Genomic DNA, 11,579 nt, shown 5'->3' with positions numbered 1-11,579 from the left:
TTTGCCATGGAAAAACTGAAAGTAGTCATTGCTGACGATCACCCTATTGTCTTGCTGGGCGTACGCGAGTTGATGGAGCGCGACGAACGTTTCGAAATCGTCGGTGAAGCGGTGTGTTCCAAAGGCCTGATCCAGCAATTGGAAGCCAAACAGGTGGACATCGTGATCACCGACTACAACATGCCTGGAGACTCACCCTACGGTGATGGCCTGAAGCTGGTGGAATACCTCAAGCGTAACTTTCCGCACCTGCAGATCCTGATCCTCACCATGATTTCCAACCAACTGATCCTCACCCGCCTGCACGAGTTGGGCGTGGTTGGGGTCATCCAGAAAAGCCAGCTGCACGAAGAGATCCAGACCGCCCTCAAGGCCATCGCGCAAAAAGGCGTCTACCGCAGTCTGGAGCCGGCTTCCAACTCGGTGATGGAATCCAATGTGGCGATCGATGAGCGCATCTCCACCCTGTCGCCCAAGGAGTTCGAAATCCTCCGCTTGTTCGTGTCCGGCAAAAGCGTCAGCGACATCGCCCGCAGCCAGAACCGCAGCTCCAAGACCATCAGTGCCCAGAAGATCTCCGCCATGCGCAAGCTGGAGGTACAGAGCGACCAGGACCTGCTGACCTACTGCATAGGCCGCAATATCTTCAACTGAACGCCCCCACAAGGAATTGATCGACAATGGATACTGCATCATCAACCAGGAGCAACGACTCGCTGGAACTTCAACGCCTGCAGGGAGCCTGGGAGCAAATCTCAATGGAGGACAGCGGCGTGCTGAATCCGCCGGACGAGCACAGTGCGCCCGGCGCCCTGACCCTGATCGAAGGTGATCAGTTTCGCGTGCTGACGGTGGCGGGAGACGTGCTGCTGGCCGGAAGCTTCACCCTCGACAGCAGCACCACCCCCAAGTCGATCACCTGGATCGACTCCATCGGCGCGGATGCGGGCAAGCCCTTGCCCGCCAGCTATGAGCTGACTGAGGACGACTTCGTGTTCATCGCCGCCGATGAAGGCCAACCCCGGCCAACCCGCTTCAGCACCGGGCCAGGCCAGACCCTGCGGCGCTTCGTCCGGGTCCGCCAGGGCCAGTGACCCTCGCCCCCGGCGCACAAACGCCGGGGGCGAGCGGCTTCAGCTCCGCGCTATCACCTCGAAATCTCACCAGCCAACGCCGGGTCTTGGGCGTCCACGGCCCACCAGCTTGGCAACAACTGCCGCACCCTGGGCTCGGCAAAGCGATCGTCGATCAACATCAACACGCCCCGATCGGCCTGGCTGCGAATCACCCGCCCTGCCGCTTGCACCACTTTCTGCAGTCCGGGATAGAGGTAGGTGTAGTCGTACCCGGAGCCGAACAGCCGGGCCATGCGTTGTTTCATCTGCTCGTTCAACGGGTTGAGCTGAGGCAGCCCGAGGGTGGCGACAAAGGCGCCAATGAGTTTTGAGCCCGGCAAGTCGATGCCCTCGCCGAAAGCCCCGCCGAGCACGGCGAACCCGATGCCCTGCCCCTCTGCGCGAAACTGCTGGAGAAAGCCCAGGCGCGACGCTTCATCCATGCCCCTGGACTGCAACCACAGCGGAATCTGCGGGTGCTCGCGAGCCAACAGCTCGGCCACTTGCTGCAGGTAATCAAAGCTGCTGAAGAACGCCAGGTAGTTGCCCGGCCGCGCAGCGAACTGCTGGGCCAACAGTTCGACGATGGGCGCCAGGGACGCCTGTCGATGCACATAGCGGGTGGAGATGCGGCTGACGATATGCACGTCCAGCTGCGCGGCGGCAAACGGCGACTCCACGTCCAGCCACACCGTGGTCTGGGGCAATCCCAGCAGGTCGCGGTAGTAATGTTGCGGGTTGAGGGTGGCGGAAAACAGCACCGTACTGCGGGCCGCCGTCAGTCGCGGCCCGAGTAGCGGCGCCGGCACCACGTTGCGCAGGCTCAGCCGCGACAGGCTGCGCCTGGCACTCAGGGAGCGCTTGCTGATATCGAAGATGAACTGCTGTTCATCGAACAGCTCCGCCACCCGGGCAAATTGCAGCAGCTCGAAATACAGCCCCTGCAAACCAACGTCCAGGCCCTGAGGCTGCTCGTTGAAGTAGTCCCCCAGGGCCGCGACACACAAGGCCAGCGCCCTGAGCAAGGCCGTCGGGAGTTGGTCATAGGCCTGGTATGGCGCGAGCTGTTCCTTGTGCAAGGCGTTCCATTCGCGGTTGAGCCGTTGCAACGAACTTTTCAGCGCCTGGGGCGCAGTGCTGCGCACGCTGGCCAGCGTTTGTTGATCCAGGCTGGCGCTGTACATGCCACGCCCGCGCTCCACCAGGTTATGGGCCTCGTCCACCAGCACCGCCACTTGCCATTGATTGGCCTGGGCCAGACCGAACAGCAAGGCGCTGAAATCGAAATAATAGTTGTAGTCAGCCACCACCAGATCGCTCCAGCGGGCCATCTCCTGACTCAGGTAGTAAGGACAGACCTGATGCGCCAGGGCCACCTCGCGCAGCGCCTGGCGATCCAGCATCGGCACCTGGCTGGCCGCCTGACGCGCCGCGGGCAGGCGCTGGTAGAACCCCTTGGCCAGCGGGCAGGACTCGCCGTGGCAAGCCTTGTCCAGGTGTTCGCAGGCCTTGTCCCGGGCCACCAGTTCCAGGACCCGCAACGGCAGTTGGGACTGGCTGGCGAACAGCACCCGGGCCGCATCCAGCGCCAGCTGCCGCCCCGGGGTCTTGGCGGTGAGAAACAGCAACTTGTCCAGTTGCTGCGGGGCCATGGCCTTGAGCATGGGAAAGATCGTGCCCAGGGTCTTGCCGATACCGGTGGGCGCCTGGGCCAGCAGGCAACGGCCAGTGCTGACCGCCTTGTACACCGATTCCGCCAGGTGCCGCTGGCCAGGGCGGAACTCGCCATGGGGAAAAACCAGGGCCTCAGTGGCCTGGTCCCGGGCCTCGCGGTGGCGCATTTCCTGCTGCGCCCACTCCAGGAACACCGCGCACTGCCGATTGAAGAACTCCTGCAATGCCTCGGCACTGTGCTCCTCCACCAGGGCGGTTTCCTGCTCGCTGAGGATGTCGAAATACACCAGCGAGACCCGGATACTCGGCAGCTGCAGGCTCTGGCACAACAGCCAGCCATAGACCTTGGCCTGGGCCCAGTGCAGTTGCCGGTGGTTGTCGGGCATGCGCGCCAGGTCGCCCCGATAGGTCTTGATCTCCTCCAGGAGGTTCTGCGCCGGGTCATAACCGTCCGCCCGGCCCTTGACCAGCAACTCGCCGTATTGACCCTCCAGGGCCACTTCGCTCTGGTAGCCGGGATTGCGCCGGGATGCCACGGTGCGGTGCCCGACTATTCCCTCCAGGGCGGTAGGCGATGGGGTGAAGCGCAGATCCAGGTCGCCGCTCTTGGCGCTGAACTCGCACAAGGCGCGCACCGCAATGCGGTAGCTCACGTCGACAGGTCCTGCCATTGCACATAGCACACCGCCACCGGCATCCGGTGCTCCTGGCAGAAGTCCAGCCAGCGCAGCTGGTTGTCCTGCAGGCGGTCGCCCGGACCCTTGACCTCGATCATCCGGTAGGTCCTGGCCTCGGGCCAGAACTGGATCAGGTCCGGCATACCGGCCCGGTTGGCCTTGATATCCAGCAACAGGCGCTCAAACCAGTGTTTCAGGTGCTCGGCCGGCAGGCAATCGAGGGCCTGCTCCAGCAACTCCTCGGTCAAGGCCCCCCAGAACACGAAGGGCGACTGCAGGCCCCACTTGTCGACAAACCGCTGGCGGATGCTGTCCCGGTAGCGACCATCGTCCAGCTCCTCCAGGCAGGCCTGGAACAGATCGCTGCGTCGCTGATGAAAGTCCTCGCTCAGCAGATCCACCGGCCCGCGCTGGAACGGGTGGAAGAACGCCCCCGGCAAGGGAGCGAAGATCGCCGGCCAGCACAGCAACCCGAACAGCGAATTGATCAGGCTGTTTTCCACGTAGTGCACCGGCGCCTGGGGCTGCTGCAGATGGGCCTGGACATGCAGCTCCACCGCCAGCCCATCGGCGTCACGGGGCAGGCACAGATCCAGTCGCGCCACCTCGCGGCTGACCGTCCGAGGCGCTGGCGGACCACCCAGCTTGCGCCGCAGCCGGGGCATGACCCGCAGCAGTTGCTGGGCCTCGGCGGCGCTCTGGGGCGCCGCCGCAGCCTGCTCGGCCAGCGCCAGCGCCGCCTGATACTCGGCACTGAGCTCCAGGACCCGGATCAACCGCAGGCGAGCACCGGGGTAGGCACATTGCTGGTAGATCTCCCGGGCCTGCCGCCAGTCCGTCAACCGCTCGCAATGCTGCCCCAGCTGGAACAACAGCTTGCCGCGGCGTTTCTCCAGCCAGGGGTTGGCGGTGCTGAACGCCGCGATGCGCGCAAGCACCGCGTCCACCTCCTCCCCGGCCTCGAAGGCTTCCTGACACTGGTGCAGGTAGATGAAGCCGTCCACATCGTCACGGCTGCGCAAGCCACGGGCATCGGCACTGATCTCGACCTTTTCGTAGCTGTAGATCCCCAGGTCCGCCAGCACGAATTCCGACCAGTCCTGGTAGAGATTGCCGAAGAACATCAAGCGCAGGCGATCGCACAACGGCATGACCGTCAGGCTCAGCAGCCGGTCCGCCAGTGCCGGGCACCATTGGCCGAAAGCCCGGGGTTGCGGGTACAGCGCCTGCAGGGTCTCCAGCCACTGGTTCTTCTTGGCCTTGGCCACCAGCCCCTGGTCACTGAAGCACTGCAGGATCTCGGCCTTTTGCAACAGGCCGAACAACTCGTCCAGGGCCAAGGGTGCCTGCTCATCGACCCAGCCCAACGCCAGCAGCGGCTGCAGGGCCCGGGCGCTGTCGCCGATCTCCGGGTAACGCAACTTGCCGAGGCGAAAATGCCGCCCCTTGCGCATCACCATGCGCACCAGCAAGGCCTGGGAGGGCTGGGGCAAATGCGCGAAATCGGTGATGAAACGCTGCTCTTCATCGCGCAGCACATCGGCATAGCGCAGCTCCAGCCAGTTCAGGACTTGCTGGAAGTTGTGCAGGTAATAAAAGGGGTTCTCGAGGGGATTGGAAGTCACTGAACGAAGGCGCCACGGCTGGACTGGTACTGGTTATGCGTACAGATAACAGCCGACGCCCCAGTCTGGCAAACACTATTGGATAAATGGCGGGAAGAAGATTTTTCCAGTGCCCAGGCGAACTTTCGTCGTCTTCACGACACCAAGGGGCCATGCTTATAGTGTCCGGCGCAACACGGATACCCCTACCGATAAGAGGTCTATATGAATGTGAAGAACCTGGGATTGCTCCTGGCCAGTGTCGCCGCCCTGGCCCTGACCGGCTGCGCCTCACCCACCGTGGTGACCTTGCAGAACGGTACCCAGTACCTGACCCGGGACCAGCCCAAGACCAAGACCGCTGATGGCTTCTACGAATTCCAGGACATTTCCGGCAAGACCATCCGGGTCAAGGCGGACGATGTGGCCACCGTTCGCCAGGAACAATGATTCAGCCGTGCACCTCAGTGCGACCAGGGAAAGGGTCCCTGCCCCGGCTCGCAGACAATCCCCAGGGGCTTGCCGCGCTTTGACATCTCGTCACGCACTTGCTGGCAGCGCTGCCGCTCCCGGGCTTCGGCGTTATCGATACTGATGTTGCCCGTGCTTTCTGGCGCCTTGCCGTCCCCCAGACGGAAATTTGCAATGGGTTGCTCCGGCTGCAGATTGAAGCGACTGGGTGCTGGCTCCTCTTTCTCGGCTGACGCCGGCTGGCCGGCCGGCAATTGATCCGGGGTTACTCCGTAACGTTTCAGAATCGAGCTCTGAGGCAGCTCTTCAGCCGATGCCATGAGCGCCCACAGGGCCAGCACCAGTCCGCCCGCACACCTCTTGCTATTACTCACTGTCAACACTCTCCTGCCTTTTCCTTGAATCGATTACTGCTCAATACCTTGGGTAACGCATGACCAGGCTTGGGTTTTACAAGTATTTGAGTCGCCAATAGACCGACAGGTCACGATTTTCTTGCCAAGTCAGCGCGGAGCCCGTTGCGAGCCCCACGCTGCGGGTCCATCAGGCGAGGGTGATGCCCGAGCCGTTGAGGTGCGCGAGGCTGACGCCCACCAGGGTCACCGAGTCATGGCCGAAGGTCAGCACGGTGTCATTGCCGCTGCTACTGGCGTGGGCCCGATAGTCCTGGTCCGGCAGCACGCCGCTCACCCCCATGAACACCAGCTTGTCGCCACTCTGGTAGCCGAGGATGCGGTCCTGGCCGAAATGACCGGTGAACAGGAAGGTGTTGTTGCCCCCACCCGACTCCATCAGGTCATTGCCGGCGCCACCGACGAAGACATCGTTGCCCATGCCGCCGATCAGGTGATCGTTGCCCTCCAGGCCGAACAGCCAATCGCCGCCGGCATGGGCCTTGAGCAGGTTGTCGCCGCCGTCGCCCTTCACCGAAGACGCGTACTGGGTCAGTTGGCTGCCCACCTTCAACCCCTGGTCGGTGACCTGGTGGAACACATCATCCTTGAACAGCCCCCAGAGAAACCCCGGCTCCTTGCTCTGAATGGCGCCGATGTCGCGGGTCATGCTGATCCCGCCGCTGGCGTCGCGCACGTACAGGGTCCCGGCGCCGTCGCTGGCGAAGCTGTAGTCCTTCACCGAGTGCTGCAGGTCCAGGGTGTTGCTGCCCTTGCCGCCGAGGATGATGTTGTAGCCGCCGTCATCGCGGAAGGTGTCGTTGCCGTCGCGGCCTTCCAGGTAGTCGTTGCCGCCCCCGCCCTGGATCAGGTCGTTGCCGTCGCTGCCAATGATGAAGGTGCTGCCCTTGTGGGTATCGGCGTTGCGGTTCAGATCCTGGACCCAGGTGCTACCCCGGGCCGGGTCCGACAGGTTGGCCACGACAATGGTGGAGTCCTTGCTGGTGAAGTCATAGAACTGCGACTGCAGCACCCGGGTCAGGCCATCGCCGTAGCCGGTGGGCAAGTGAGAAATCCAGGTGGGGATGTTGAGGATCGAGAACGGCAGCGCGTTCCACAGGGTCGAGGCGTAATGGTCGTTGAAGTTGACGATGTTGTTGGTGGCCGAGTCCTGCTGGGCGTCGTGCACACCCAGGGACGACAGGTTGAAGTTGTAACCGTCCAGGGCGCGGAACACCGGGTCGTTTTCATAACCGATGTTCAACACCTTGTCGCTGGTGCTCTGGGTCGGCGAGGCATAGGCGATGTAGTTGGCATCCTTGTAGAAGCCAGACCAGCGATCGGCACTCAGGTCCGCCAGGCTGTTGACCCCAAGCCCGCCCAGGCTGTGGCCACTGACCAGGATGTCCTTGCCCGACAGGCCATTGGCCTGGGCAAAAGCCGCCACATCGGCGAACAACTTGCCGAAGGCCTCACCGGCGTAGTTCTTCGCATAGTCCTTGGGTCCCAGGGCGGCCAGCAGGTCACTGATGACATCACCGATGGTGTCGCCGATCACCGATTCCCGGGGGCCGCTGGTGCCGCGAAAGGCGATGCCGATGGAACTCAGGTGGCCCTGGGCATCGTACTTGCCGAGGATCTCCACCTGGGCCGTGCCGTAGCCGTCCTTCTCGCCGAAGAATGTGCCCCGGGCATCCACCTTGCCGCTGTAGCCCAGTTGCTGGGCACTGAGGGTGGACCACCCCGCCTGGTGCAACGCGTCTTTAGCGGCCTGCTCCGAATCCGGGTTCCAGGGAATGCCGGGGATGACGCCCTGGGAATCGCTGCTGCCGATCAGCGCGGTGATCAGGGTCGCCGGCAGGCCAAGGCCGAAGCCGTTGTGCTGGTAACCCACGGCAAAGCCGTTGTCGAGGTTGTGATAGGAATACAGCGTGATCGCCAGCGCATCGGAAAACAGCGCTTTGGAGTCGGCTGCGGTGAAGTTCTTGTAGTCAAACACACCCATGGTATTGCCTCTCTATTGTTGGAATTGTCAGAGAAAGCTCAGGCCCTCGCAGGCCCCGTTTCCGAGCCTGGAGGACCTGTACAACACCTTGCACATCCGTTGCCTGGGTCTTAGAAAGTCCAGTCCAGGGTCAAGCCGACCCCATGGTTCCGGTCACGGCTGCCCAGCAACCCGTTGTAATCCAGATTGACCCGGGTCTGTCGACCCAGGGCAATGCCCGCCCGTGCACCGACGACCGCCGCATCGCGGTCCAGTGACAGGCTCTGCACCTTGTAGCTTTGTCCACCGTCGGCAAACGCCAGATGCTGGTCGGCGCCGGTGGCGCTCAGATTGTGCTGCCAGCCGAGGGTAGCGGACAGTTCCACAGTCTGCCCGGAAGACAACTGCAACTGCTTGCCGGCGCGCATGCCCAAGGTCGAGAGCCAGGCCTCGCGATTGTCGCTATCGCCCTTGAGTGCCGTGGCGCCGCCGTGTTCCTTGAAACGCTCGCTGGCCACATGCACATAGGCCAGGCTGGCAAAGGGTTCCAGGGCCATGGGCTGCAGATCCAGGTGCCACGCCGCTTCGCCGAACAACTGCAGGCTGCGGGCATCACGCTTGCTCTTCTGGCGATCGGCAACCTCGTCATATTGCAGCTCGCGCCGAGTAGCGATGCGGTGCCAGCTGTAGGAACCGCCCAGGCTCAGGCGCAGTTGCGCAAGCTCGCGTCCGGCGTAGGCACCCAGGTGGTAGCTGTCGATGCTGGCCGAAGAATGCCGGCCATCGCCCATGCTCAGCGAGCTATCGCTGTAGCCGGTGAACACGCCCAGGCGGGTGCTCGGGTCCAGTTGCCCGTCGACACCGGCCAGCAGGCCGCCGATGGAGCTGGTATAGCCGGCTCGATCCTGGCCGCCGTCGGCCTTGCCCCAGGCGCCCAGGGTCTTGAGCCACAACCCCTGCTCGCCGCCCTCGACGGTAGGCACCGCGTCCCCGCCCTGCTGGCGTAGCCGCTCACCCATCGCGTCACGCAGGTAGCGGTTGTCATTGAGCAACTGGCTGCCAACGGCCGGATGAATTTCCCCGGACAGTTGCTCGAAGGCCTGTTGTGCACTGGCCGCGCTGGCGGCCAGCAGCAGGCTTTCATACACCGGGTTGCCCGCCCCCAGTTGCTCGGCAGCATCGGCCACCGAACGCTGGTTGGGGCTCAGGCCGATGCTGCTGAACGAGGTGGCATTGCGCGCCACCGCCAGCTGTACACCGCCGGCGCTGTAATTGAGGTTGCCCCCCAGAAACAGCGAGTTGGACAGCACCGGGCCGAAGCTGCCCTGTACGCCATTGGCGGCCTGCAGGATGTCCAGCTGCCGCCCCACCAGGCTCGGGACCCGTTGTGCATTGAGGGACAATCCCGGGTTTTCCAGTTCCAGGGCCAGGCTGGCCCCGCCGAGGGTGGCCTGGCCGTCGCTGACAATCCGGTCGCTGCCGCTGGGGGACACCTCCACCGCGTAGGTCGAACCCGGGAGGAAGTTCACATCGGAGCTGACATGCAAGGTGCCGATGGAGTTGCCCGGAGCCACAATCGCGCCCGCGTTGGCGGTCAGTGCGCCCACACGGCCCGTGCCGCCGAGGATGCCACCAGCGTTCACCGTCACCGCCGACAGCAGCGAGCCGTTGACCGCCAGCCGCCCCTGATTGACCAGGGTCGGCCCGGCGTAGGTGTTGGCGCCGCTGAGCACCAGGGTGCCGACGCCCTGCTTGGTCAGGCCGCCGTGGCCACTGATGTCGTTGCTCCAGATATCCAGTACGCAGCTGATGTCATTGCAGCGCCGCTGGGTCGGCTTGCCGGCATCCAGCAGCGCGCCATAGCCCGGCAGGTCAGCGACGAACTGGGTCGAACCGTAGCCGCCCTGGATACGGAACTCCTCAGGGATATCCGCTTCGGTCACCAGCATGCCGGGCCCGCGAATCCCCTTGCCCAGATCGATCATCCCCCAGCCGTACAAGGCGTCGATGCCCGGGGCACCCAGGTCGGTGGCCGTGGTGCGCAGGACGCTGGCCACCTGCGCCGCGCTCATGTAGGGGAAACGCTCCATCAGCACCGCCGCGGCGCCAGCCGCATGGGGCGCAGCCATGGACGTGCCGTTCTTGTTGGCGTAGCCCAGGGTCATGTTCTCCAGGCTGGTGCCGCCGATCACCGAGCTGTAGATCCGGGTGCCGGGGGCCGACACGCAGAAGCTCGCGGTGTAGCCGCAGCGGGAAGAAAAGGTACTGATGACATAGGGATCGGCGCTGCCGGTATCGGGGTTCTGCTGCAACGCCGCCACGGTCAGCCAGTTGGGGGCAATCTGCGGCACGAAGTAGGCCAGCCCGGCGATAGCGTCGGGGTTGTTCAGGTTGTAATCGTTGCCGGCGGCGAAAATCGTCAGCACCCCGCTGCGGGCTGCGGCGATCGCCCCGTCGTAGGCGCCGCCCGGCAAACTGCCCAGCAACGGCTGGATCTGCGCGAACTGCGCCCGGGCATCGTCCAGGGTGAAGTGCGGGAACGCCGGATCACGACCGCCCTTGCTGAAGTGCTCGGTAATGCCGATGCCCCAGCTGTTGTTGATGATCCGCGCGCCACTGGCCACCAGGCCGTCCCAGCCGGCCTTGTACACTGCGCCATCGTTACCGAGGATGATGCCGTCCTCCGGGCCCGGATCGCCGTTGTCGGCGCTGATGATCTGGGCGTCGAAGGCCACCCCGTGCATCGCCCCGCCATCGCGGTTGCCGGCGGCGATCCCGCCGACATGGGTGCCGTGGGACCCCAGCTTGCCGTCCGAGCCCACCGAAGGTCGGCCGTCATAGACGAAGGCATCGCCGGCCTGCACCGGAATATAGGGATCGGTGTACTGGCGAGTGCCGCTGGTGACCAGGGTCAGCACCTTACCCGGGCTGGCGAACTCCGGATGCTGGGCATACACCGGCTGGTCGAAGATCCCCAGCTTGACGCCCTTGCCGCTGTAACCGGCGGCATAGGCACTGTCGGCATGAATCGCCCCCAGGCCCCAATCGGCCTTGAACTCGGTGCTGCGCCAGCTGCCGGCGTCGCCCCGGCGGCCGTTCTCCACATAGGGCGCCGCCTGGACCGTGCCCAGCAGCGCCACCCAACCCAACAGTGCCGGAGCCAGGGTCAACCATCCCCGTTCCTGCCCCAGCACAGCGCCATCCTTGCGTTTGACTTGCTTCACTACGACCTTCCTTAGTTGTGTTGCGAAATGGCCCTGGCAGGCTCCCTGCCCGCCGCTCGAATGACGTCGTGGAAACGCCATTGCAGATTGACTCCGACACCCTTGTGTCGCTCACCAACACCCCAGGCGCGCCAACGCAGCAGCACAGGCGCATGGGGCTTGGCAGCACCTGCTGGGCTTGCTGGTTGTTCAGATAAGGGAAAGGTGCCATGGCTAGCGCCAGAGCGCCGATGGCATGGGGGGCGGGAACGCCCCACTGGGCGGTGTGCCGAACGGCGTTGGGCGGCCGTCAACGGCAGGCCTGCGGCAAACGCCAGGCACAGGGTGCCCGCCAGCCTGTTGAACTGATGACATCTGACATCCATGTTGATGACTTCTCGTTTTTTGTTGTTGTTCGATCGTCCATCCAGGACGGATCAGGATGTTGCCGGCGACTTC

General features: G+C 64.0%; 8 protein-coding genes and 1 pseudogene. 3 read left to right on the top strand and 6 right to left on the bottom strand.

What is annotated here, in order from left to right:
* Window positions 1-6: 6 nt before the first annotated feature.
* Window positions 7-654 carry a response regulator gene (locus PFZ56_RS20175; RefSeq protein ID WP_102865251.1) on the top strand — a complete coding sequence of 216 codons (648 nt, stop codon included), beginning with the start codon at window positions 7-9 and terminating at the stop codon, window positions 652-654.
* A 104-nt stretch (window positions 655-758) separates the two neighbouring features.
* Window positions 759-1,094: a TIGR03067 domain-containing protein gene (locus tag PFZ56_RS20170; protein WP_249735881.1), complete on the top strand. Its 336-nt coding sequence runs from the start codon at window positions 759-761 to the stop codon at window positions 1,092-1,094.
* A gap of 53 nt (window positions 1,095-1,147) precedes the next feature.
* On the opposite strand, the gene PFZ56_RS20165 is transcribed toward PFZ56_RS20170, so the two are convergent.
* Both PFZ56_RS20165 and PFZ56_RS20160 read right to left on the bottom strand, forming a co-directional pair.
* Window positions 1,148-3,442: an ATP-dependent DNA helicase gene (locus tag PFZ56_RS20165; protein ID WP_170003821.1), complete on the bottom strand. Its 2,295-nt coding sequence runs from the start codon at window positions 3,440-3,442 to the stop codon at window positions 1,148-1,150.
* Window positions 3,439-5,091 (bottom strand): VRR-NUC domain-containing protein, encoded by a 1,653-nt coding sequence (locus PFZ56_RS20160; RefSeq protein WP_110595617.1) that lies wholly within the window; start codon window positions 5,089-5,091, stop codon window positions 3,439-3,441. The genes PFZ56_RS20165 and PFZ56_RS20160 overlap by 4 nt, the downstream gene beginning before the upstream one ends.
* 204 nt (window positions 5,092-5,295) lie before the next feature.
* On the opposite strand from PFZ56_RS20160, the gene PFZ56_RS20155 reads away from it, so the two are divergent.
* On the top strand, window positions 5,296-5,520 hold the full coding sequence (locus tag PFZ56_RS20155) for a YgdI/YgdR family lipoprotein (protein WP_102865128.1): 225 nt from the start codon (window positions 5,296-5,298) through the stop codon (window positions 5,518-5,520).
* A gap of 14 nt (window positions 5,521-5,534) precedes the next feature.
* On the opposite strand, the gene PFZ56_RS20150 is transcribed toward PFZ56_RS20155, so the two are convergent.
* The 4 genes and pseudogenes from PFZ56_RS20150 to PFZ56_RS20135 all read right to left on the bottom strand — a co-directional run.
* Window positions 5,535-5,915: a hypothetical protein gene (locus PFZ56_RS20150; RefSeq protein ID WP_170003823.1), complete on the bottom strand. Its 381-nt coding sequence runs from the start codon at window positions 5,913-5,915 to the stop codon at window positions 5,535-5,537.
* Between the two features lie 169 nt (window positions 5,916-6,084).
* Window positions 6,085-7,938 carry a polyurethanase gene (locus PFZ56_RS20145; protein WP_170003825.1) on the bottom strand — a complete coding sequence of 618 codons (1,854 nt, stop codon included), beginning with the start codon at window positions 7,936-7,938 and terminating at the stop codon, window positions 6,085-6,087.
* 110 nt (window positions 7,939-8,048) lie between these two features.
* Window positions 8,049-11,141 carry an autotransporter domain-containing protein gene (locus PFZ56_RS20140; protein WP_346010609.1) on the bottom strand — a complete coding sequence of 1,031 codons (3,093 nt, stop codon included), beginning with the start codon at window positions 11,139-11,141 and terminating at the stop codon, window positions 8,049-8,051.
* A 163-nt stretch (window positions 11,142-11,304) separates the two neighbouring features.
* Window positions 11,305-11,385, bottom strand: a pseudogene (locus PFZ56_RS20135) (hypothetical protein); the annotation flags it as partial.
* Window positions 11,386-11,579 lie beyond the last annotated feature (194 nt).

Source organism: Pseudomonas danubii (assembly GCF_042980055.1).
Classification (GTDB): Bacteria; Pseudomonadota; Gammaproteobacteria; order Pseudomonadales; family Pseudomonadaceae; genus Aquipseudomonas; species Aquipseudomonas danubii.
This window is presented reverse-complemented; position numbering and strand designations above follow the sequence as displayed.